This window comes from Pyxidicoccus trucidator, assembly GCF_010894435.1.
GTDB lineage: Bacteria > Myxococcota > Myxococcia > Myxococcales > Myxococcaceae > Myxococcus > Myxococcus trucidator.
In genome coordinates, this window is sequence record NZ_JAAIXZ010000005.1 from 548,295 (window position 1) to 570,573 (window position 22,279).

Consider the following 22,279-nt stretch of genomic DNA (forward strand, 5'->3'; position numbering starts at 1 on the left):
TGCTCCCATGTCGAGCGTCACCAGCAATACCGTCCCCGCCGCGCACGTCTGTGAGCAGGCGCGCCTGAGTCGCGATCCGCGCTTCGACGGCCTGTTTTTCATTGCCGTGACCAGCACCGGCATCTATTGCCGGCCGGTCTGCCCGGCGCCGACGCCGAAGCCCAAGAACATTACTTATTACGGCACCGCTGCCGCCGCGGAAGCCGCGGGGTTCCGCCCCTGCCTGCGCTGCCGTCCCGAGCTCGCTCCGGGCGACGGTGGCTGGCGACGCGGCGACGCCGCGGTGGCGCGCGCCCTGAAACTCATCGATGCCGGCGCGCTTGCCGAGCAACCGCTGTCAGCGCTTGCGGACCGCATCGGCATCGGCGAGCGCCAGTTGCGACGCCTGTTCGTCGAGCGCCTGGGCGCGCCGCCGATCGGCGTGCACGGGACGCGGCGATTATTGTTCGCCAAGCAATTGCTGACCGAGACCACGCTGCCGATCACGCAGGTCGCGCTCGCCGCCGGATTCGGCAGCCTGAGGCGCTTCAACACGACGTTCCAGGCGGCGTACCGGATGGCGCCGCGCGACCTGCGCAAGCGTCCGCTGAAGGAACGCGGCGAAGCGCTGTCGCTGCGCCTCGGCTATCGGCCGCCGTACGACTTCGCAGCGATGCTGGATTTCCTGCGCGGGCGTGCGTTGCCCGGCGTGGAAGTCGTCGACGCTGCGAGCTATACAAGGGTGATTGGACCCGTCGAAACGCCGGGCTGGTTGCGCGTGTCGGCATGGCCCGGCGATGAGCATGCGTTGAAGCTCGAGCTGCACGGCGTCGCACCGGCGCGCCTACTGGACATCGTGAACCGGCTGCGGCGGATGTTCGATCTCGATGCCGATCCGCAGGCAATCGCCGCTGCGCTGTCGACCGATGCGCGCTTGCGTCCGTTGCTGAAACGGCGCCCGGGGCTGCGCCTGCCCAGCGGCTGGGACGGCTTCGAGATCGCGGTGCGCGCGATCATCGGGCAGCAGGTGAGCGTGGCGGCGGCGCGCACCGTGGCGGCGCGGCTGGCGCAGCGGTTCGGGCAGGCCTTGCCGGCAGCGTTTGCACCTGGACTCGAGCATCTGTTTCCGACCCCCGAAGCACTTGCCGATGCCGATCTCTCTGCGATCGGCCTCACCCGCGCCCGGGCTGAAACGGTGCGCACGATGGCACGCGCGTTGCTCGACGGCGGGGTGGACTTCAAGCCCGAGCGCACGCTCGATGATTTCGCGGCACGCTGGGTCGCGTTGCCCGGCATCGGCCCGTGGACCGCGCAATACGTCGCGATGCGCGCACTCGGTCATCCCGATGCGTTTCCCGCCGAGGACCTGGTGCTGCAGCGGGCGTTGCCGAACGACGGCTCGCGGCTTACAGCGAAAGTGTTGTCCGCACACGCCGAGGCGTGGCGTCCGTGGCGCGCGTACGCGGTGATCCACCTGTGGCGCGACACGATGACGCAACCCAAGAAGGCAGGTGCACCATGATTTACCGGTTCATGCCCAGCCCGGTCGGCCCGCTGCTGATCGCCGCCGACGAACAGGGCCTGCGCCTGATCGAATTCAATTCGCCGCGGCATCCGATGCAACGCGGCAGCGATTGGAATGAAGGCGACAACGACGTGCTGCGCGAAACGCGTGCGCAGCTCGATGCGTATTTCGCCGGCAAGCGTCGTGCGTTCGACCTGCCGCTGGCGCCGCGCGGCACCGATTTTCAGCGCGGTGTGTGGCAGACGCTGGCGACGATCCCCTACGGCGAGACGATCAGTTACGCGCAGCTGGCAACCCGCGTCGGCAAACCCAGCGCCACGCGCGCGGTCGGTGCCGCCAACGGCCGCAATCCACTGCCGATCGTGCTGCCCTGCCATCGCGTGATCGGCAGCGATGGCAGCCTCACCGGGTTCGGTGGCGGGCTGCCGACCAAGCAATTCCTGTTGTCGCTGGAAGGCGCGTTGCCGCAGGACGACCTGTTCGCTCAGTCCGACAACGTATCGATCGCGGGGCGGTAACGCCGCGCAATCGCATCGTCCCGCTCTCCACTACACCTGCGTCTTCACCACGTCCTTGAGGCCGGTGGTGGCCTTCTCCACCACCTTGCCCACCAGGTCCAACTCCTGCGTGTAGCGATACATGGACGCCTGGCGCGACAGCAGCTCCGCGTTGGAGAACGGCTTGCCGGAGCATCCCGACCGGGCCTGATATCTCCGCTTGCAGGCTGTTCCTCGTATACGGGCTGAATAAGAAATTCGGACTTCCGTCTCGACGGCCTCTCAGTCAAGGGGAGTCCATGAAACATACATCGTTCTCGCGGTTGCGAAGTGCAGTGGGTCTCACGCTGGGGTTGCTGTTGTCCGTGGGTTGCGGACATCAGGCCCAGGAGTCCGAATCCGAGGTCGAAGGCCAGCAGGAGGCAGCGCTCCAGCGCATCAAGCCGAGAGTCCGGGTCGCCGCGGGCAACTATCATTCACTCTTCATCCGCTCGGATGGCACGGTCTGGGCGTCCGGCTCCAACGTGTACGGCCAGCTCGGCGCGACGGGCTTCTACCGCACGTCGACTCCGGTGCAGGTGCCGGTGTTGACCGGGGCGACCTCGGTGGCGGTGGGCGACCGCCACTCCGTGGCGCTCCGCTCCGGAGGCACCGTCTGGACCTGGGGCTGGTACGGAGGCGGTCGGCTCGGTGATGGCAGCCAGACCTCGCGCACCACGCCGGCCCAGGTGCCCGGGCTCTCGGGCGTGGTCTCCATCGCCGCGGGCGCAAGCCATACCCTCGTGCTGAAGCCCGACGGCACGGTCTGGGGCTGGGGCAGCAACACCGACAGCCAGCTCGGCAGCACCTACTACGGCAGCTTCGAGACGCCCGTGCAGGTCCAGGGCCTGACGAGCGTCGTGGCCGTATTCGCCGCCGGAGACAGCTCGTTCGCCATCCGCTCGAATGGAACCCTCTGGGCCTGGGGTGACAACTGGACCGGGCAACTGGGTACCGGCGCCACGAGCAGCCCGGTCGCGGTCCCCGTGCAGGTCCTGACCGGCGTCGTCGCGGCGGCCTCGGGCGGTGAGCACACCCTGGCCGTCAAGGCCGATGGCACGGTGTGGTCCTGGGGCGATAACTGGACCGGCGAGCTCGGCGACAACCTCGCGCTCTCCCGCCCCACGCCCGCCCAGGTGCCGGGGCTGAGCGGGGTCGTCGACGTCACCGCGGGCGGCAACTTCTCACTGGCCGTCAAATCCAACGGCACGGTGTGGTCCTGGGGTTACAACTTCACGGGCCAGTTGGGGGACGGCACCAAGGTCACCCGGTCCACCCCCGCTCAGGTGCCAGGGTTCACGGGGGCCTCGGTCCTCGCCGCGGGCGCGGGCCATGTGCTGGCGCTGCGCACGGATGGAACCCTCTGGACGTGGGGCGGCAAGGGCGACGGGCAACGCGGGGACGGGGCCACCCTCCAGTACGTGGAGCCCGGGCTCGTGCAGGGAGGACTGACCGGCGCGCTCGCCGTCGCGGCCGGAGACGCGCACTCCCTGGTGCTCCAGTACGACGGCACGGTCCAGGCATGGGGAGATAACTCCGTTGGACAGCTCGGAGATGGAACCCAGGTGTGGCGCCTGGCGCCCGTCCCGGTCCAGGGCCTCACGGACGTCACCGCCATTGCCGCGAGCAGTACGAAGTCGCTCGCCCTTCGCTCGGATGGCACGGTGTGGAGCTGGGGCGGCACGACACTGCCCGCCGACCGGATTGTTCCCACCCAGGTCTCGGGGCTCGGCGTCATCATCGCCATCTCCCTCAGCTCCACCCACGCCCTGGCGCTGCGGGATGACGGCACGGTCTGGGCTTGGGGCAGGAACGACCACGGCAGCCTGGGCCATGGCTCGACGGCGGCTTACTCCAACACGCCGGTCCAGGTCTCCAACCTGAACGGCGTCATGAAGGTCTTCGCCGGGCCCGACACCTCCTACGCCATCCTCTATGACGGGACGGCCTGGGCGTGGGGTAGGAACGCCTGGGCCCAGCTGGGCGACGGCACGACCACGACTCGTCGCACGCCGGTCCAGGTCTCGGGGCTGAACGACGTCGTCTCCATCGCGGGAGGCATCAACTTCGGCATGGCCGTGCGCGCGGACGGAAGTGGTTGGAGCTGGGGCTCGGACCACACCACGAGCATGGCCACCCTGCAGGCCGTCAACTTCGTTCCGGTCCGCATGGCGGTCGAAGGGCTCATCGACGTCACGGCCAGCAACAACACGGGCATGGCGGTGACCGCCAACGGGCAGGTGTGGGCGGGCGGCAACCTCGCTTGGGACCTGGCGAGCAACGGTTCCTGGTACATGAGCAACCTGCCCACCAAGGTCCCCGTCATCACCAGTGGCGTGACGTCCCTCGCCGTGGGCGTCGGGCACGCCATGGCCGTCCAGCCGGATGGCACCGTGTGGTCCTGGGGCGACAACCTCTACGGCCAGCTCGGCCGCGGCCAGCCCGACGGCGTCCTCGTCCCGTCTCCCTCCCTCCTGGATTGAGACGCGGCCTGCTCGGATGAACCCGGGCCCCGGGATTTTTCACCCCCGGGGCCCGCAACCCAGATATCCGGTTTTACTCAGGATTTTCCCGGATGACGGCCTGAGCCCGGGAATGACTTCCAAGAGTAGACAGCCAACAGGCCCAGGCTCCTGCCATGCGCTAGAAGCTCGTGAAATCAATCTGCAGGACGGGTGTGTCCGCTTCGATGTCGCGCCGGAACCGCCCCCACCGGTCGAGCGTGCTCTCGTCGAGCACGGCCGGGTCGCGATACTGGTGGAACAGCGCGTAATTCATCGAGCGCTGGAGCGCGAGCAGGTCCGGCACGGCCGCGAGCCACTCGCGATCCATCCGTCGGAGCTCCCGATACCCTTCGAGGAACGGCCCCAGGAACGCAGCGACCGCTTCGTCGCGCGCCTCTCGAGCCTCGCCTCGCGCGATGTAGAAGAGGAGTACCGCGATGTCCTTGACGAACCACGCGTACTCGCAGTTGTCGAAGTCGAACGCGGTGATCTTCCCTTCGGCGAAGCAGAAGTTGTGCATGTGGAGATCGGCGTGGATCAGCCCGTAGCTCTCCGGTGTTCGCGGTAGCTGGTTCAATCGCGCGATGATCGCCGCGGTGCGCTCGCGAACGAGCTTCTCCTCGGGAGGCGCGAACCGGTCGATGTCGACCACGTCGTACTCATGCCATTCCTGGCGCTTGAGCCTGGGGCTCGAAGGCGCGTAGGTCTGGGCGCGGTTGTGGAGCCGCGCGAACAGCCGGCCCATGTCGCGGAACAGGGGGGGCTGCCAGTAGCGCTCCTTGAGCGGAGGCGCGTCGTCGAAGACGATGCCCGGCGCGCGCTCGAACGCGGTGGCGACGAAGTAGCTGCCGGGCTCGCGGTCTTCGATCCGCTCCACGAACTGCCCCGAATCGGAGAGGACCGGCGAGGCGATTGGAATGCGCGCGGCGGCCAGATAGCGAACGAACTCGACCTCACCCAGCGTGTAGTCGATCGTTCGCCGCGTACTGTGCGAGATGCGCAAGATAAGGCCTTCGCCGTCGTCGTTCTCCGCCTCGTAGACGAAGTTCTCGAAGGCCGCGAGCTCGGTGAGCTGCTCGGGCGACAGGCCATACCGGCGCGCAGCCTCATCGCGAATCGGTTCGTGGAAGCGGCGGACGAGCTCTGGATGCATCGAACCCTCTAATCCTTCAACGTGAGGCTGCTCTCACCGTAGCCCAGCACGGTCGAGGCAGAGTGGCTGGTGACCGAGACGCCCAGGCCGCGCGCGAGGGTCTCCGCCAACGGGGGGCCATTGCGCGGCCGCGTGAACACAGCCAGGTCTGTGCCGGTCAGGGGGTGATCCGGGCGCCGGAGCCGCTGGTTCAGCATCGCTTGCTCGCGCTCGACGACGCGCAAGCACCGGCGCTCGAGGGCGAACGCGCTGGCAGTGACGCCAGCGAGCTCACCGCAGATGGGCTCCGCCACGACCTTGTCTCCCGGCAGCCCATGCGCGAAGAGCTCGGCCAGTCGCCGCTGGCTCGTGTCCTGCTCGGCGGGATCCAGCTTCGCCAACTCGTCCAGCGAGGTGCCCTGTGGCGTGCCGGGGAACGCCTCGCCGATGCGCGCGAACAACCAGCGGCTGAGCTTGATCTCGCGCTGGTATGTCTCGGCGAGTGGGAAATCGTCCCGGAGCAACGGGTAACGCGCGACATCGATCGGCGCCTCCACGAACTCTTGCAGCGCGGTGCGCGGGAGGTGTCCGGCGAACGCCGCCCGGAGCCGTTCGTGGAGCAGCCCCTGGGTCGCGCCGAGGAAGCGGACCACCGCTTCGACGCGCTGCCCGAGCAGGCCGTAATCGATCGCGGCGTCGAGATCGCCGAGGCGCGCCGCGATGTCGGGCTGGGCCTCAATCGGTGCCGGGGCCGCGCCGGTCAACACCTGCATGTATTCGTTGATCAGCGCCGGCGGCCCGGCGCACACGCCGTGCGGACCATTGAAGACCGCGTGACGCTCGGCATAGTCCACGATCGTTTGCACGGTGACGGGCTGCTCGGGGGCGTCGCGCACCAGGTCGTTGGTGACCAGGCGAACTCCGTCGATCAGCCGGAACATGGCCGCGAGCCCGTTGTCGAGCTCTCCGTTCGGCACCGGCTGGTTGCCCCGCACCATCACGTACCCGACCGACGCGAGCGTGCAGACGACCATCATGTGGAGCTCGCCCGCGGTGAGCACGCCCGGGGTCCGGGGCGGCATGCGCGCGAAGAAGGCCTTGCGGAACTGCTCGGTCAGCGAGAGCAGGTCCGGCCACTGACGTGCCATGGCCTTCATCGCGGTCACGTTCATCGGGAGTTCGTTCTGGTACCGGCTCCCCGCGTAGTGGCACTGCTTGCGCACGGTGGGGAGATCGAGGAACAAGGTGCGCGGTCCGACGTTGTTCTCGCCCACTTGCCGGCCGTCACCGTCGAGCGCCGGATGCGCCACGCGGTAGACCGGCACGACCACCTCGAGGTTCGAGAGCTCCAACGCCCGTCCGTACGCCTGCTCGGTCAGCACGGGGCAACGATTGTCGTGGGCGCTGAACGTGAGCGGCTCACGCCCGGCTGGCACCTCACCCAACCGCTCAGGGTAGGACACCGCGGTGCGGCCCGTGGGCGCATCCGAGACCCGCCTCAGCACCCGCTGTTCGATCAAGGTTTCGAGCAGGTCCCGGATCTTGTCCCAGGAATGGGGCGCGCCGTCCGACCACGCCATGGCGTCGGAGGCTTGAAATTGCTCGACCTGGAGCAGCTTCTCGCCCAAGGGCGCGATGTCCGGCTCGTCGAAGATGAGCTCCACTTCGCCATAGAAGAGGTGCAGGACCTGCTGGCCATTGCCTGCGTCGAGCCGGTCGTGCGTGAGCCGCTTTCGATTGGGAATGTAGAGCAACTCATCCGCTTGTAGCTGTGCCATGGCTTCTCACTCCCGCTGCAGTGTGACGTCGCGCGACCAGGTGCCGCCGAGCGAACGATAGACCTCGACGCGATGGTTGAGCAGCAGCCGTTGCGCTTGCAGACTCGCGCGCTCGAGCCCGACCAGATTCGTCAGGGCGGAGAGCACCGTCAGATAGTCCGATTGCCCCTGCTCGAAGAGCCGCCTCGCCTCGTCCAGGAGCTGCCGCCCGAGCTGGACCTGCGCACGCAGGCTGCGCAGGCTCGTCGCCTCGTTCTCCTCCTGGACCACGGCATCCTGCACCCGTCCGATCGCGGTGTGCAGCGCGAGCTGGTATTGGACCTCGCGACGCTGGAGCTGGATCGGCAGTCGCATGTGCTCGGTGAATCGCCTTCCATCGAAAAGGGCCCAGGTCAGGTTCACCCCGACGACGGACTGGCCGAGGACCGGCTCCGAGAGGCCAACCTTCGCGGCGCCCACGCTGCCCACCACTTGAATCGTCGGAAGCCAGCTCGCCCGGTTCGCGTTGATGCGGTGCCCGACCTCGGCGAGGCGCAGCTCCGCGAGCCGCATCTCGGGCGTGTTCACGTTCAGGTCGCCTGGCGTTCCGAGCTGTGGCGGAGGCGGGAGATCGGGAAGCTGTCGCTCCAGTGGAACGATGTCGTCCGCGGGGCTGGGTACCCGGCCCAGCAGCGCCTTCAGCTCCGAATTCAAGAGCGCGTTCCGGGTGGAGATCAGCGGCACCTGCGATTCGAGGTTCACCAGCAACTGCTCCTGCTGCAGCACCGCGAGCCGGGGCGTGAGGTGCTGCTCGAACCGCGCTCGAATCAGCCGGAGCAGCTCCTTGTTGTAGTCGATCTGCCGCAGCGTGAGGTCCCGGAGCGCGCGGGCCTCGAGGATATCGAACCAGACCTGGGTGATCCGCAGCGCGAGGTCCTGGACGCGGGCCTCGGTGAGCTGCCGCTGCTGCTCGGCGAAGTTCAATCCCGCGCGCCGCTGCGCAGCGAGGTTTCCGAACAGGTCGACCTGGTAGGCCACGCCGAAATCGGCGGTGGCGATGTCGTACTCGACCCGGGTTGCCGGCGCGGGCGGAACGATGGCGATGACATGATTCAGCCCCGCCGGGTTGAGGATGCCGACCTGGAGCGGGTACCACCAACCTTGCGGCACGTTGGGGTCAAGCTGGTTCTCGTAGATCAGCTCCCGCACGTCGCGCAGGACCAGGCTGTTGCTGAAGCACTCCTGGATGGCCGTGTCGAGAGCGGGATCGGCGAACGCCGACCACCAGACTGTGTCCTGGGTGACGCGCTCGGCTGGCTGCGCGGGCACGCCCTCCTTCGACGGCTGCGGGCTTGGAACCCCGCCCCCGGTGCGCAGATCGACGGCGGTCGAGTAGCTGCTCGGCGCCGGAGGCGGTTTGACGACGACGGGACGGATCACCTCGCAACCGGCGCAGAACGTCGTGAGGAGGGCGAGCGCAAATCGAAGTCTCATGGATGGCTGACGACCACGAGGGCTTTGGCGTGGTTGAGGACGCAGCGCTGCGCGACCCGCATGGTCTCGGGATCGAGGGAGGCGAAGCTCTCGTCGAGGATGACCAGCTCGACCCCCTGCAGCAGCGTGCGCGCGATGTAGAGCCGGCTCTTCTCGCCGTGCGAGAGTTGCCAGCCGGTCTCGCCTATCATCTCCTCGAGGCCGGCGGGCATCTTGGCGACCAGCTCGTCCAGCCCGAGCTCCTTGCACAGCGCGGCGGCCTTGGTCCGCAGCTCGGGCGAGGTCGGCCACTCGCGCCCGAGCAGGAGGTTGTACGCGAAGCTGCCGGACAGGACGTGGTTCTCGTGGAACTGCGGCGCGGCGGTGATGCGCTTGCGCCAGCCCGAGGAGCCGAACGTCGCGCGGTCCAACGCGTGCAGCAGCATCACCCCGCCCTGCGGCGTCCTCATGCCCGTGAGCAGCGACACCAGCGTCGACTTGCCACCGCCGGATGGGCCCTCCAGCAGGATGCGGTCGCCCTGCGCGATCTGGAACGAGCAGTTCTCGAGCACCGGCCGGGTGCGCGCGTCGTGCCGGAAGGTCACGCCCCGCGCCTCGATGAGGGCTCCGCCGGCGGCGTCGGTGGGCTTGCCTCCCTCCATTTCGAGAGGGACTTTCGATTCGAGCTCGGGGCGGCCCACCGCGAGCAACAAGTCGCGGATCTGCTCGAACGACACCGCCGCCTGGGAGACCTGCTGGAAGAAGACGGCGACCTCGTCGAAGGCTCGCAGCGCGAGCAGGATGCCGCCCACGGACACCGCCAGCGCGCTGGCATTGGCCGTACTGCTGCTGAACGCCGGCAGCAAGGTCAGCAGGGCGAGCACCAACCAGCCGTCGCGCAGGAGCGCGGTCAGCTGCATGGTCCGGCGATCCATGACCTTGGAGATCTCGGAGTAGGAGCTCAAGCGGACGTCTTCGCCATCATGCCAGCGCTCGAGTGGGAGCTGCGCCAGCCGCGTTCGATGACCGAGCATGCGCTCGAGCAGGTCGTGGGTGATCTCGACGCGCGCGCTCGACCACGCCCGCTGGACGCCGTAGTGGCGGCGCGCGAGGACGAACGCGACCACGACCCACAGGACGAGCACTATCGCCTGGGGCCACCCTCCCGCCCCGAGCACGAGGATGACGCCCGCCAGGACCAGGTCGACGAGCGACAACACCGCGAGCAGGGCGCCGCCGACCGCGAGCTGCTCGACGACCTCCGCCTCGGCGACGCGGCCGAAATGGCGGCCGATACCGTCGAGCCGCACCTCGTCGGGGGTCAGCTTGAGGGTTCCCGCGAGGAGCTGCTGCTTCAGCAGCGTTCCGAGCCGGATCGAGAACACGCCCTGCCACCACACCTCGAGCATGCGCAGCGGAATCGCGCAGGCAATCACGGCGATCCACCCCAGGAACCAGCCGGTCTCGAGGTGGGCCTGGAGCGCGGCGCGACCGAGCAACCAGAACGAGGCAGCCAGCACCAGCGAGAGGAGCGTGTGGCTCACGAGGATGCCGGCGACGAGCGACGGGATGTCGCCGAGCAGCGTCCGCCGACTCGCGGTGCGTCTGGGGCGCATGATCCAGCCAGTGCGCAGCTGCACCTGGCCGAGCCGCTGCAGCAGCATCTGGGAGCGGGCGTGCTCGCGCGCACGGGGCGACATCTCCACGCCGCCGAGCAGCTGGTCCACCTCGGCGACGGTGGCTTCCTGCTCTTCGCGCAGGAGCGCGAGCGCGCTCTTCGTCGAGACCGAAACCGCCGTGGCGTCGCGCGCGAGCAGGCGCAGCTTCCCGCGCCGCGTCCCCAGCAGCACCAGATAGGACGGGACGCCGTCTCGCCGGACCTGGAGGATGCAGGGCGCGGCGCGTTCGAGGACGTCGGGCAGCTCGTGGTAGAGCGGCGTGATCGGCTCGAGCTCCACGCCAAGTCGATCTCCGAGCGCGAACATCCAGACCCGGCTCGGCTCGACGGCCGCCGCGGGCGGAGCGATCTCACCCGCGGCCCTGCCATAGCCTTGCCTCTGCGCCAGTTGCTCCAGCGCGTCGGGCAGTCGCTCGACCGGCCACAACAAGTCGGAGTGCGAGCGCGTCATCCCACCAGCTCCAAGCCGCCTGCGCCGGGCTCCGCGACCGGCGTCTCCACGGGCTTCGGTGCCGGCCTCTCCACCAGCTGGCCGTCCGAAAGCCACCAATGGCGCCAGTGCCCACCGCCCCAGAGCAGCGTGCGATTCTCCTGGTCGGCGCGAAGGAGCACGGCGTACCGCGACTCTTTGTTCGCGAGCAGCTCCTTCGGCGACCCGTTCTCGAGGATCCGGCCGTTCTCGACCACGAGCACGCGATCGAACTCCTGGGTGTGCTCGACGTCGTGGGTGACACAGAGGAGCGTGATGTCTGCCCAGAGCCGCCGGGACTCGGCGAGGAGCCGCGCGCGCCGGTCGCGATCGAGACCGCGAAAGGGCTCGTCGAGGATGGCCAGGCGCACGCCGGAGCGAAGCATCGCGCGCGCCAGGCGCACGCGCTGACCCTGGCCGCCCGAGACCAGCCCTCCGCCTTCGCCCAACGACGTCTGCAGCCCGTCTGGAAGCGCCTCGAGGATGTCGAGCATCTCGGCGCCCTTGAGCGCCCCGGACAGTGACCAGCCGTGCGCGCCATCGTTGCCATACCGGAGGTTGTCGATGAGGCTCTGGTTCCAGAGACTGATCGCCGGATCCACCCAGGCCGTGGTGCGCCGCAGCCGCTCGACAGCGGCCTGATCGAGCACCTGCCCGTCGACCTTGATCTCGCCGCGCGCCGGCCGGAGCCAGCCGAGCAAAAGGCCGACCAGCGTCGACTTGCCTGCTCCGGAGACACCGACCACGGCCACGTGCTCGCCGGGGGCGATGTTCAAGGAAACCTTGTCGAGGATGGTGTGACCGCCGCCTTTCACGCGGACCTTCTCCATCAAAATCGAAACGCCGCTCGCGGCGGCCGCGGGCGCGACAGGCTCCTGCATTGGCGCCTCAGGCCGGGCCGGCGTCTCCTTGATGTCGCCGATGATGTCGAGGAGCCGGCGAACCCGGTTCATCGCATTCGGGAACGCGCGGCTCAGCACCATCAGTCGCTGGCCGAGGATGGGGAACCGCAGCGCCCAATAGACGACCAACAACACCAGCGAAGCCCGCTCGGTGCCCGCGAGGTACGAATAGACGAGCAGCATGACGAGGCCGTAGCTCCCCAGCATCAGCCCGCCTTCGAACCCGACCGACAGCGTCTGGATCCAATAGCGCGCCTTGGTCCAGCTGACGAGCAAGGTCTCCTGTGCGCGGCGCAGCGACCGCTCGGCGCCGTGGATCCGGATCGGCGTGAGCCCGACGAGCGCGTTCAGGGTGAATCCGCTGAGCGCGCCTGAGTGCATCTGCACGCGCAGGTCGGGCTCGAAGAGCAGCTTCTGCGCGACCAGGGGCACGAGCAGCGTGACCGCCGCGAGCGCGAGCACGATGTGCCATGCATACGGTGCGGCCCAGATGAGCGCGGCGGTGATGCTCGCGACCTCGAGCGACAGGATGACGGCCTGCGCGAGCAGGAGCGGCAGCGACCGCATCGCCTGGATGTTGTGCGTGCGAGACGCCATGTCGGAGGCGAGCCGGCTCTGGAAATAGCGGTCCTCCATCTCGGGGAGCTTCTCGAAATACGCCTTCCGCAGCCGCACCTCGAGCCGGCGGCCGATGCCGAGCAATCCCAATGAAATGGGGATTTGGATGACCATGAAGCAGAGCGCGACGCCCGCGAGAACGGCCATGCCCGTCGCGCGCTGCGCGAACGTGCCGAGGTCGCGCCCCAGGTCGAGCACGCCCCGGAGCATCAGCGCTTGCAGGATCCGCCCGAAGGTGGCGAACACCAGTCCCACCGCAATCAGGCCCGGAACGACCCACGAATCTTCGCCTCGCAGGCGGAGCAGCGTTCGCGCCGGGCTCACCTGCTTTGCGACGAGCTCCGTCGCCAGGCTGCTCGCGAGCACGGCTTTCGGCGCGTCTTCGCCTGCGCTCGAAGCCTCGCGCCAACCGCGAACCCGCATCAGCACCGCGCCGGTCATCGACAGCTCGCCCTCCACCTCGGGGTTGGGGCGAGCGGACCAATACGCAGCGGGAATGGGCACCTCGCCGGAAGCGTCCTTCGCAATCATGGATTGCAGCAGACCCGCCGCCGTCCGGCCTCGCCGGACAGCGCCCGCGCGGATCATCGCTTCGGACGCCCGGCACGCGGCGTCGAGCCTGGCGATCGACAGATACCCGGGGTCCTCGAGCGCCCGGGCAACCAGCTCCCGCGCCTGCGTCGCCCCCAGGTCCAGCAGGCGGCGCTCGAACGTCGCGACCGCCTCCTCGGACCCGGCCCATTCGCGCCAGCCGGCCGCCGGAACGGACGTGGTGTGCTGGTACAGGTGGCTCTGCAGCGTCGAAATCCGGGTCCAGTGACGGCCCGCCGCCGGGTCCATGACCTGGATGAATGGGCCGACGCGCTTCCACAGCACCACGAAGTGCGGCCGTCCTCCCGCGCTGAGCGTGACGATGATGGCGGGGAGCGCCTTGGCTTCAGGGACCACCACGTGATCAAGCGGAAGCATCACCTCCTCGGAGTCGAGCCCGAGCTGGTTCGCGACTTCATCCAAGGTGACGATCGAGGTGCCGTCGACGTCCGTCTGACACACTTCGCGAAGGACGCGATAGTTGAGCTCGACGCCCATTCCCGCGAACAGGCTCTTGAGCGAAGCGGGACCGCAGTCCGTCGCCGAGATCTGGATCACCTCGGGAATGATCGAGCGCCGGACCCTGGGAGGAGTCATGGTCAGCGGGCCTCGGCTTCGGGCTGAAACACGGTCACGGGCGGTTCTTCAGGCTGCGGATTCCATTCGCCGAGCGCCCGCATCAGCAGCGCGACAGGCGACGCCCGCGCGACCTCGACCTCCACCGACAGGGTCATGCCGTGGCGGAGCTGGATGCGCGGATCGTCCGGGGGTGCGAACTTGAGCTCGACGCGCACCGTACCGGGGATGGCCTCGGGCGTGGCCGTCTGACCGGGCTCGGTCCCGACGGCCGTCACCCTGGCGGGGACCGTCCCGTAGATGGTGTTCGGGTAGCCGTCGAGCTTGAGGCGCGCCGTCTGGCCGGGCTGGATCAATCCGACGACCTCCTTCGGGAAACGGGCGCGCACCCGCACCTCGGCATTGCTCGCGACGATGGTGCCGACCCGCTGCCCATCAGCGATGAATGCTCCCGAGCCGAGCTCCGCCACGTCGACCAGGTGGCCCGTGGCCGGCGCCCGATACAGCTTCCGCTCGATCTGGTACTCGAGGCGGTCGATGGTGCCCCGAAGCTCCCGGATCCGCCCCTCGGCGCCCAGCTCCTCGCGCTCGAGTCCGAGCAGCTGCGCGGCGAGGGCTTGACGGCGCACGTTCTGCTCGCGCTGCAGTCGGGTGAGCGCCAGGCCCTGCGCCGTCTGCGCGAAGCTGAGCGCATCGACATCGGTCTTGCGCTCGAGCTTCTCCATCTCCGAGACCGCGCCCGTCGGGCTCTTGAGGGCCAGCTCCGCGCGTTCCACCGCGAGCCGGTGCCTGGGCACGAGCTCCTGCGCCCTCCCCAGCACCTCCTTGACCGCGACCTCATCCACCCGTGCCGTCAAAGCCGCCTCTTCGCGCTTGTTGGTGATCTGCTGGCGGATGATGGCGAGCTCCTTCTCGGTCGCGGTGAGCGTCGCCTTGCTCCGATCGAGTTCGAGGCGCTCGGCCCGTGCGTCGAACTCGATGAGAAGATCGCCTTCCTTGACCTGCTGGTCGAGTTTGAGCCGCGAGAGCACGACCCTGCCCGCGCTGGGCGGCTCGATGCGATGGACGGCGTTGTGTGGCTCGATGCGGGCCTGTGAGCTGGCCTTGACGAGCGGGACCTTGGCGAACAGCGACCAGGCGATGAGCCCGCCGGCGCACAACACCATCAGAGCGACGAACACGAGGCGCGTGTCCGACTCGTAGCTCAGGGAACGAAGGGTCCGCTCGAAGGGATATGCCATGGTCCGCGAACCAAAGTCGCCTTAATGGTCGCGCCCTGTCAACACCTCGGCCACTGCTTTGTATTTCACGCTCCCATTGGATGAATACGGGCACCTCGATGCGACGCGGGACTTCGCCCGCATCGCCGCAATGCGCCACACATTGAGTGCTGGTTCGATTTGACATCCAGTTTCGAATACACGTAGCGTTCAACTAGAAAGGAGGCACGACATGAAGATCAAGCTCCACGTTCGCGGCGGTCCGAAGGCGCGTTCGTAGTCAGTCGTTTTGACGCCAGCTGTCGAAGCTGGTCGTCCCTCGTTTTCGATCATCAGAGGGGGGTTGATGGGAATCTTCCATCAGCCCCTCCTCTCATTTCTGGCAACGTCTTGATCTTGCAGGTGCTCGTTCCTGCCAGGTTGCTCCAGAACGTCTCAGGCGCTTGAACCGAATATGCCAGGGCGCTCCTGGGTGGCTGTTGTGCCAGTCTCGTCGCTTCCCGGAGTTGGGCGATACCTCAACCCCAACTTCGCAGGTCGGGCAGGTTCGCCCGCCATTTGTCCCTGCTCCGCCGTGTGCCGCGCCAGCATTGATGAGCAAATCGGCCTGCTTGAAATGACTCAAGCATCATCCTCCGACCTGCTGAGTCAGCCACCCTCGGCGAGTACCTCGGCACAGAGATTTTGAAGGGTTCAGGCAGCAGCGGCCACTGCTGCCTGGGCCTGGGGGTACTTGCGCTCGAGCTTCTCCATCTCCGAGACCGCGCCCGTCGGGCTCTTGAGGGCCAGCTCCGCGCGTTCCACCGCGAGCCGGTGCCTGGGCGCGAGCTCCTGCTCCCTCCCCAGCGCCTCCTTGACCGCGACCTCGTCCACCCGTGCCGCCTTCCTTGACCTGCTGGTCGAGTTTGAGCAGCGAGAGCACGACCCTGCCCGCGCTGGGCGGCTCGATGCGATGGACGGCGTTGTGTGGCTCGATCCGGGCCTGTGAGCTGGCCTTGACGAGCGGGACCTTGGCGAACAGCGACCAGGCGATGAGCCCGCCTGCGCACGCCACCATCAGAGCGACGAACACGAGGCGCGTGTCCGACTCGTAGCTCAGGGAACGAGGGGTCCGCGCGAAGGGATATGCCATGGTCCGCGAACCAAGGTCGCCTTGATGGTCGCGCCCTGTCAACACCTCGGCCACTGCTTTTGTGATTCACGCTCCCTGTCTGAATACGGGCGCCTCGATGCGACGCGAGACTTCGTCCGCATCGCCGCAATGCGCCACACATTTATCTTTGGTTCGATTTGACATCCAGCTTTGAGTACAAGTACCGTTTAGCCTAGAAAGGAGGCACACCATGAAGATCAAGCTCCACGTCCGCGGCGGCCCGAAGGCGCGCTAGTAGTCAGGTGTTTTGACGCCAGCTGTCGAAGCTGGTCGTTCCTCGTTTCCGATTACCAGAGGGGGGCTGATGGGGATTTTCCATCAGCCCCTCCTCTCATTTCTGGCAACGTCTTGATCTTGCAGGTGCTCGTTCCTGCCAGGTTGCTCCAGAACGTCTCATGCGCTTGAGCCGAGTATTCCAGGGCGCTCCTGGGTGGTTGTTGTGTCAGTCTCGTGGCTTCCCGGAGCTGAGCGGTACCTCAATCTCAACCTTGCAAGTCGGGCAGGTTCGCCCGCCATTTTGTCCCTGCTCCGCCGTGTGCCGCGCCAGCATTGATGAGTGAATCGGCCTGCTTGAGATGACTTGGCACCATCCTCCGGCCTGCTGAGTCAGCCATCCTCCGACCTGCTGAGTCAGCCACCCTCGGCCAGTCATCACGGTTTCAATGTTTCAAGGGCAGCAGCTCGCCTCCATCCAGGGGCTGCACGTCACCTTCACCGACGCCAACAAGGACGGCCTCGCCGACGCGCTGCTCTACAGCCCGGGCAGCGGCACCTCGACGCTGTACGCCAACACCGGCGACGGGTTCGTCGCCCAGCCGGTGGGCGCCTTCGCATCCCTGGGGATGGGCGTCTCGGCGCCGCTGGCCGCGGACGTCGTCGGCAGCGGCAACGCCGAGCTGTACTGCCTGGTGGCGGGCAAGGCGCGTACGGTGGCGCTCGACGCCGCGCCCACCGGACTGCTGCAGGAGGCGGACGACGGGCGGGGCACGCGGCAGCAGCTCGGCTACGCGCGCGGGCCGGCCACCCCCGGGGCCTACCCGCAGCCGAGCGCACGCGGCACTTCCGCGTGCCGACGCTGGAGCGCTGGTACTACCGCTTCCGCAAGCACGGCCTCGCCTCCCTGCGGCCCCAGCCGCGCAAGGACGCAGGCCGCGCCAAGGCGCTCGATGAGCTGGGCAATGCGGCACCGCCTGCGCCTGGCCGGCTGCGAGCGAGAGCTGTTCCCTCGTGACGCCGTTCACGGCAAACCAAAAAGGGCAGTGCCACACGTCGTGCGGCACTGCCCTTGATGAGTCGACTGACTTTCTTACGTCAGAACGCCGCGTCGAACACCACGTCCGTGGCCGCACCGACTCCGACGGCCACCTGGTACGACGACACGCGGCGCTCGAAGAAGTTGGTGAGCTCCTGCACGTCCTGCAGGTCCATGAAGTGCAGCGGGTTCTTGGTCCGGAACACCGGCGCCATGCCCAGCATCTGGAGCCGCTGGTCCGCCACGTACTCCAGGTAGCCGCGCATCTCCTGCACGGACAGCCCCATCACTCCGCCGCTCAGCAGGTCCTGCGCGAACTGCGTCTCGCACTCCACCGCGTCGCGCATCATCGCCACCACGTCGCGCTCCATCTGCGCGTCGAAGAGGTCCGGCTCCTCCTTGCGCGCCACCTGGATGCACTCGAACGCGAAGCCCATGTGCGCGCTCTCGTCGCGGAACACCCAGTTGGTCCCCGCCGCCAGCCCGTTCAACAGGCCCTTGCTGCGCAGGAAGTACACGTAGGCGAACGCCGCGAAGAAGAAGAGCCCCTCGATGCAGCCCGCGAAGCAGATGAGGTTGAGCAGGAACTTCCGCCGCTCGTCCTTCGTCCGCAGCTCGTCCAGCCCGTGGACGCTGTCCATCCACTTCATGCAGAAGCGCGCCTTGCGCTGGATGGAGGGGATGTTGTCGATGGCCGCGAAGGCCTTCGCCCGCTCCGCCGGGTCCGGCACGTACGTGTCCAGCAGCGTCAGGTAGAACTGGACGTGCAGCGCCTCTTCATACAGCTGGCGCGACAGGTACATCCGCGCCTCGGGCGCGTTGATGTGCTTGTACAGGTTCAGCACCAGGTTGTTGCCGACGATGCTGTCTCCCGTCGCGAAGAACGCCACCAGCCGGTGGATGAGATGGCGCTCCGCGTCCGTCATCTTCGACCGCAGGTCCACCAGGTCCGTGGAGAAGTCCACCTCCTCCACAGTCCAGGTGTTCTTGATGGCGTTCCGGTACATCTCGAAGAACTGCGGGTACGCCATCGGGCGCAGCGTCAGGTTCAATCCAGGATTCAGCAGCATTGCTTCGGTGCTCCTTGCGCTGCGCGCGCGGGTTCTTGCCTGTCCTTCGGAACTGCGGTGCTTCAGCGCCTCGGGCCTACTGGCAGGCCTCGCACGCCTCCGGGTTCTCCAGCGAGCAGGCCACCGCCTCGGCCTCGGTCGCCTTCGCCTCCACCGGAGCAGGGGTCGCCGGCATCGTCGTGCCCATGCCCGCCCCGTTCACCGTGGCCTTCGCAATCCGCGTGGCCGGGCGCGAGCGCAGGTAGTACGTCGTCTTCAGCCCCTTCTGCCACGCGTAGAAGTACATCGACGACAGCTTGCCGATGTTCGGCGTCTCCACGAACAGGTTGAGCGACTGGCTCTGGTCGATGAAGGCCCCGCGGTCCGCGCCCATGTCGATGAGCGAGCGCATCGGAATCTCCCAGGCCGTCCGGTACACCGCCCGCAGGTTCTCCGGCAGCTCGGTGATGTCCTGCACGCTGCCCTCGGCCATCTTGATGCGGTTGCGGACGTTCTCGTTCCAGATGCCCAGCGCCTGCAGGTCACGCACGAGGTAGCGGTTCACCTGGAGGAAGTCGCCCGACAGCGTCTCTCGCTTGAACAGGTTGGACACCTGCGGCTCGATGCACTCGTAGCAGCCGACAATCGACGCAATCGTCGCCGTGGGCGCAATCGCAATCATCAGCGAGTTGCGCAGGCCGTGCTTCAGGATGCGCTGGCGCAGCGCATCCCAGCGCGCCGTGTCCTCGGGCACCACGCCCCAGGCGTCGAACTGCAGCTCGCCCTTCGCCGCCCGCGTCTCCGGGAAGGAGGGGTGCGCGCCGAGCTGCTCGGCCAGCTCGCACGAGGTGGTCAGGGCCGCGAAGTAGATCTCCTCGGAGATCTTCTTCGACAGCGCCCGCGCCTCGGGAGCGTCGAACGGCATGCGGAGCTGGAAGAACACGTCCTGCAGGCCCATCAGCCCCAGGCCCACCGGACGCCAGCGGCGGTTGGAGTCCGCGGCCGTGGAGATGGGGTAGTAGTTGAGGTCGATGACCCGGTCCAACTGCTTCAGGGCCAGGTGCGCGTTGGCGCGCAGGCGGTCGAAGTCGAACTTCCCGTCCACCACCATGCGGCTCAGGTTCAGCGAGCCCAGGTTGCACACCGCCGTCTCACCCTGGCTCGTCACCTCCAGGATTTCGGTGCAGAGGTTGGACAGGTGGATGACGTTGCCGTCCTTGCCCGTCTGGTTGCTCTTGCGGTTGCAGATGTCCTTGAAGGTCATCCAGCCGTTGCCCGTCTGCGCCAGCACCTTCATCATCCGGGCGTAGAGGTCACGCGCCTTCACCTTGCGCATGGCCAGGCCCTTGGCCTCGGCCTCTGCGTAGGCCTTCTCGAAGGCGTCGCCGTACAGGTCCGTCAGGTGCGGGACGACCTTCGGGTCGAACAGGCTCCAGTCGCCGTCTCCCTCCACGCGCTTCATGAAGAGGTCCGGCACCCAGTTGGCCAGGTTCAGGTTGTGCGTGCGGCGCGCGTCGTCGCCGGTGTTCTCACGCAGCTCGAGGAAGTCCTCGATGTCCGCGTGCCACGACTCCAGATAAACGCAGCAGGCGCCCTTGCGCTTGCCGCCCTGATTCACGGCGGCGACGGAGGCGTCCAGCGTCTTCAGCCAGGGGACGATGCCGTTGGAGTGGCCGTTGGTGGAGCGGATGAGCGAGCCGCGCGCGCGCACCCGGTGGTACGCCACGCCGATGCCGCCGGAGAACTTCGACAGCATCGCGATGTCCGAGTACTTCTTGTAGATGGCGTCCAGCTCGTCCGCGGGCGAGTCCAGCAGGAAGCAGCTGGAGAGCTGCTCGTGGCGCGTGCCCGAGTTGAACAGGGTGGGCGAGCTGGGCATGTACTCCAGCGAGCTGAACAGCCGGTACAGCTCAATCGCCTCGCGCGCGTTGTCGCCGCTGAGCGCGCAGGCCACGCGGAGGAAGAACTCCTGCGGCGTCTCCAGCACCTCGCGCGTCTGCGGGTTCTTCAGGAGGTACCGGTCATAGACGGTGCGCAGGCCGAAGTACTCGAAGAGGTCGTTGCGCGTCGGGTCGATGGCGGCGTTGAGCTTGCGCGCGTTGGCCTGGACGAACTGGAGCAGCCGGTCCGCGATGAGGCCGTGCTTGTGGCCGGCGGCGATGGACTGGCTGAAGGAGTGGATCTCCTGGTTGCTGACCTCCTTCTGGATGAAGGCGGACAGCAGGCGCGCGGAGAGGCGGCCGTACTCGGGCTCTTCGGCGATGAGGGCGGCGGCCGTCTGGATGGAGAGCCCGTCCAGCTCGCGCGTGGTGGCGCCGTCATACAGGCCGGAGATGGTCTTCGTGGCCACGCGCATGACGTCCACGCGGGGCAGGCCCACGCAGCAGCGACCCACCGCGCGGACAATCTTGTTGAGGTCCACCGGCTCCGCGCCGCCGTTGCGCTTCTTCACGCGCATCGTGGTGGCGCCGAACTCGGCGGGAGCGGTCTCCGTGGGTGCTGGCGCTGGCGCTGGCGTGGCCGTCATGGACGGCACCGGGTGGCCATTGGTGGTGGGCGGAACGGCCAGGTTGGCGGCAGCAGGCTTCACGGGCGTTTCGAAGTTCACGAGCGGCTCACTCCGGACAAAGGCATGGCCTTGGGCAGACGCGGGTATCTGCCCCGGGGAGGACGGACCCCAGGCCACGCTACTGGAAAAGTGTTCAGGTGAGACCCGTCCTGTGAGGGGACGGGTCTAGGGTCTGGGGGAGGCCGGGAGGATGGGGTCTTTTATGAGGCAGCAGTTCGCTGTGCGCAAGTAACCCACAACCCCTCCTCAGCCCCACGTCACGGCGGCGTCTCCGGCTGGGGCCCCGGCGACCGGCCACAAGCTATGGGGGGGTCCCCAGCCTGTCAACGCGAGATCTAGTGCTTGGGTGGGCTCGATCATTGCAATCTATGATCGATCTCCAACACGTTTCGTCACGTTCTCCTGACGACACTCGGTGAGGGCCTCAGCGACGCAGTGTATGGGCCTCCTGGAATCCAACCTGAGCGGCCGGAAATGGCGCCAGGTCAGGGGGTGTCGCCTGCGTCCTGGACCTCCGGAACCGGCGCCGGGGGCGGCGTCCCTTCCGGGGTGCTACCTGTAGGTGCAGGTGCGGGAGCCGGCGGCTCCGGGGCGGGCTGAGGCGGGGGCTGCCGTGCCGCCTCGGGGCCGCTCAGGGTGTGGACGGCGCGGCGGAGGGCTTCTTCCAGTTCCCGGGCGGGGGGCGTGACGGCGGTGAGCATCTGGTTGGCGCTGCGGGCGTGGCGGCTCTCGCTCTCGGCGGCCATCTTGAGCTGGGTGAGGGCGTCGCCCACGAGGCGGCGGGCGTCCTCCAGCTTCTGGCGGGCCTGGTAGTAGGCGACGTCCGTCATGAGCTTCTTGAGCGTCAGGCTCTGCTCCTCGGTGATGCCTGAGAGCTTCTCAGCGCGACGCAGGTAGTAGAGGCCCTGGTCCACCCTGGCGGGCTCGTCCGAGGCGATTCTGGGGCGCGCCAGGGCCTCCAGGAGGGGAAAGAGGGCGCGGTCCAGCTCGTCGCGCTCGGTGAACTTCTGCTGGACGAGCGCGGTGACGTCCTGGCCCTCCACGGCGATGGGGGCGTAGGCGTCCGCCAGCCGCGGGTCCCCGGGGCGGTAGGGGACGGCGCCCATGGGGGCGTTGCGGCCCTTCATCACCGCCAGCTGCCCGTCCAGGAGGGCCAGGGTGAAGGTGCGCGCGTTGAGCTGGGAGAGGAGGAAGACGCTCACACCCGTCAGGCCGAGGATGAGCGTGAAGACGATGAGCCGCGTGAAGGTGCGCCTGGCCCGGTAGCCGAAACCCTGTTGTCCCGCTGCGTTCATG

The 22,279-nt window shown here is 67.7% G+C and carries 13 protein-coding genes and 2 pseudogenes; 4 read left to right on the forward strand and 11 right to left on the reverse strand.

Going from position 1 to position 22,279, the window contains the following annotated elements:
• Positions 1-7 precede the first annotated feature (7 nt).
• Together G4D85_RS18135 and G4D85_RS18140 are read left to right on the forward strand one after the other, a co-directional pair.
• Positions 8-1,501: a DNA-3-methyladenine glycosylase 2 gene (locus G4D85_RS18135; protein ID WP_164013522.1), complete on the forward strand. Its 1,494-nt coding sequence runs from the start codon at positions 8-10 to the stop codon at positions 1,499-1,501.
• Positions 1,498-2,022 (forward strand): methylated-DNA--[protein]-cysteine S-methyltransferase, encoded by a 525-nt coding sequence (locus G4D85_RS18140; RefSeq protein ID WP_164013524.1) that lies wholly within the window; start codon positions 1,498-1,500, stop codon positions 2,020-2,022. Before G4D85_RS18135 ends, G4D85_RS18140 begins: the two co-directional genes overlap by 4 nt.
• Before the next feature lie 30 nt (positions 2,023-2,052).
• On the opposite strand, the pseudogene G4D85_RS18145 reads toward G4D85_RS18140, so the two are convergent.
• A pseudogene (locus tag G4D85_RS18145) lies at positions 2,053-2,193 on the reverse strand (ATP-dependent helicase HrpB); the annotation flags it as partial.
• Positions 2,194-2,300: 107 nt separating this feature from the next.
• Here G4D85_RS18145 and G4D85_RS18150 point away from each other — a divergent pair.
• A complete protein-coding gene (locus tag G4D85_RS18150) occupies positions 2,301-4,523 on the forward strand; it encodes an RCC1 domain-containing protein (protein ID WP_164013525.1) in 2,223 nt (740 codons plus the stop codon).
• A 160-nt stretch (positions 4,524-4,683) separates the two neighbouring features.
• On the opposite strand, the gene G4D85_RS18155 is transcribed toward G4D85_RS18150, so the two are convergent.
• From G4D85_RS18155 to G4D85_RS49490, 7 genes are all read right to left on the reverse strand, one after another.
• A complete protein-coding gene (locus G4D85_RS18155) occupies positions 4,684-5,697 on the reverse strand; it encodes a phosphotransferase enzyme family protein (RefSeq protein WP_164013527.1) in 1,014 nt (337 codons plus the stop codon).
• 8 nt (positions 5,698-5,705) lie between these two features.
• On the reverse strand, positions 5,706-7,454 hold the full coding sequence (locus tag G4D85_RS18160; protein WP_164013529.1) for a hypothetical protein: 1,749 nt from the start codon (positions 7,452-7,454) through the stop codon (positions 5,706-5,708).
• A gap of 6 nt (positions 7,455-7,460) precedes the next feature.
• Complete coding sequence (locus tag G4D85_RS18165) at positions 7,461-8,927, reverse strand: TolC family protein (RefSeq protein WP_164013531.1); 1,467 nt, start codon at positions 8,925-8,927, stop codon at positions 7,461-7,463.
• Complete coding sequence (locus G4D85_RS18170) at positions 8,924-11,035, reverse strand: ATP-binding cassette domain-containing protein (protein ID WP_164013533.1); 2,112 nt, start codon at positions 11,033-11,035, stop codon at positions 8,924-8,926. The genes G4D85_RS18165 and G4D85_RS18170 overlap by 4 nt, the downstream gene beginning before the upstream one ends.
• Positions 11,032-13,761 (reverse strand): ATP-binding cassette domain-containing protein, encoded by a 2,730-nt coding sequence (locus tag G4D85_RS18175; RefSeq protein WP_164013535.1) that lies wholly within the window; start codon positions 13,759-13,761, stop codon positions 11,032-11,034. Before G4D85_RS18175 ends, G4D85_RS18170 begins: the two co-directional genes overlap by 4 nt.
• Positions 13,762-13,763: 2 nt before the next feature.
• Positions 13,764-14,981 (reverse strand): HlyD family secretion protein, encoded by a 1,218-nt coding sequence (locus G4D85_RS18180; protein WP_164013537.1) that lies wholly within the window; start codon positions 14,979-14,981, stop codon positions 13,764-13,766.
• Between the two features lie 672 nt (positions 14,982-15,653).
• Entirely contained in the window at positions 15,654-15,833 is a 180-nt protein-coding gene (locus G4D85_RS49490; protein WP_240359351.1) for a hypothetical protein, read from the reverse strand.
• Between the two features lie 1,316 nt (positions 15,834-17,149).
• On the opposite strand from G4D85_RS49490, the pseudogene G4D85_RS50735 reads away from it, so the two are divergent.
• A pseudogene (locus tag G4D85_RS50735) lies at positions 17,150-17,284 on the forward strand (IS481 family transposase); the annotation flags it as partial.
• Positions 17,285-17,424: 140 nt separating this feature from the next.
• Here G4D85_RS50735 and G4D85_RS18195 read toward each other — a convergent pair.
• From G4D85_RS18195 to G4D85_RS18205, 3 genes are all read right to left on the reverse strand, one after another.
• Entirely contained in the window at positions 17,425-18,435 is a 1,011-nt protein-coding gene (locus G4D85_RS18195; protein WP_164013541.1) for a ribonucleotide-diphosphate reductase subunit beta, read from the reverse strand.
• A 76-nt stretch (positions 18,436-18,511) separates the two neighbouring features.
• On the reverse strand, positions 18,512-20,872 hold the full coding sequence (locus G4D85_RS18200) for a ribonucleoside-diphosphate reductase subunit alpha (RefSeq protein WP_420821712.1): 2,361 nt from the start codon (positions 20,870-20,872) through the stop codon (positions 18,512-18,514).
• Positions 20,873-21,468: 596 nt separating this feature from the next.
• A complete protein-coding gene (locus G4D85_RS18205) occupies positions 21,469-22,278 on the reverse strand; it encodes a plant Invertase/pectin methylesterase inhibitor family protein (protein ID WP_205525592.1) in 810 nt (269 codons plus the stop codon).
• Position 22,279 lies beyond the last annotated feature (1 nt).

What these genes read in the sequence shown, in the direction of transcription:
- G4D85_RS18135 (WP_164013522.1), top strand. Translation starts at nt 8, where the DNA reads ATGTCGAGCGTCACCAGCAATACCGTCCCCGCCGCGCACGTCTGTGAG.
- G4D85_RS18140 (WP_164013524.1), top strand. Translation starts at nt 1,498, where the DNA reads ATGATTTACCGGTTCATGCCCAGCCCGGTCGGCCCGCTGCTGATCGCC.
- G4D85_RS18150 (WP_164013525.1), top strand. Translation starts at nt 2,301, where the DNA reads ATGAAACATACATCGTTCTCGCGGTTGCGAAGTGCAGTGGGTCTCACG.
- G4D85_RS18155 (WP_164013527.1), bottom strand. Translation starts at nt 5,697, where the DNA reads ATGCATCCAGAGCTCGTCCGCCGCTTCCACGAACCGATTCGCGATGAG.
- G4D85_RS18160 (WP_164013529.1), bottom strand. Translation starts at nt 7,454, where the DNA reads ATGGCACAGCTACAAGCGGATGAGTTGCTCTACATTCCCAATCGAAAG.
- G4D85_RS18165 (WP_164013531.1), bottom strand. Translation starts at nt 8,927, where the DNA reads ATGAGACTTCGATTTGCGCTCGCCCTCCTCACGACGTTCTGCGCCGGT.
- G4D85_RS18170 (WP_164013533.1), bottom strand. Translation starts at nt 11,035, where the DNA reads ATGACGCGCTCGCACTCCGACTTGTTGTGGCCGGTCGAGCGACTGCCC.
- G4D85_RS18175 (WP_164013535.1), bottom strand. Translation starts at nt 13,761, where the DNA reads ATGACTCCTCCCAGGGTCCGGCGCTCGATCATTCCCGAGGTGATCCAG.
- G4D85_RS18180 (WP_164013537.1), bottom strand. Translation starts at nt 14,981, where the DNA reads ATGGCATATCCCTTCGAGCGGACCCTTCGTTCCCTGAGCTACGAGTCG.
- G4D85_RS18195 (WP_164013541.1), bottom strand. Translation starts at nt 18,435, where the DNA reads ATGCTGCTGAATCCTGGATTGAACCTGACGCTGCGCCCGATGGCGTAC.
- G4D85_RS18200 (WP_420821712.1), bottom strand. Translation starts at nt 20,872, where the DNA reads ATGCGCGTGAAGAAGCGCAACGGCGGCGCGGAGCCGGTGGACCTCAAC.
- G4D85_RS18205 (WP_205525592.1), bottom strand. Translation starts at nt 22,278, where the DNA reads ATGAACGCAGCGGGACAACAGGGTTTCGGCTACCGGGCCAGGCGCACC.